The sequence below is a fragment of the Streptomyces sp. NRRL F-525 genome (assembly GCF_000716605.1).
Taxonomy (GTDB): domain Bacteria; phylum Actinomycetota; class Actinomycetes; order Streptomycetales; family Streptomycetaceae; genus Streptomyces.
Genome location: NZ_JNXE01000180.1, coordinates 1 through 333 on the forward strand (window position 1 = coordinate 1; position 333 = coordinate 333).

The 333-nt window shown below is 64.9% G+C and carries 1 protein-coding gene; it reads left to right on the forward strand.

What is annotated here, in order from left to right; translation table 11 throughout:
• On the forward strand, positions 1 to 333 hold a 333-nt coding region (locus tag OO69_RS48425; RefSeq protein WP_033287438.1), incomplete at both ends, for a hypothetical protein.

The window sequence follows — 333 nt, forward strand, 5'->3', positions numbered from 1 at the left end:
TCCCTGTACTCCGCCTCCGACGCCGGGCAGGCCGGGCACAAGACACGGAAGGTGAAGGTCAAGGGCAAGGGCGGCAAGGTCACCATCAAGGAGATCGAATACTTCGATCTCGGCGCCGTCGAACGCAAGATCAAAAGCGCGGCGAAGGCCACCACCGCCTGGAACAAGGACCTCGAGAAGGTCGCCGACCGGGTCGGCGGGGACGTTGCCGAAGCCCTCGCCGCGATGGGCGAGGACGGCATGAAACTCGCTCACAAGATGGCCACCGGCAGCACCAAGTACATCAACGACATGGCCAAGGCCCTGCGCAACCTCCAGGCCACCGCGAAGGCG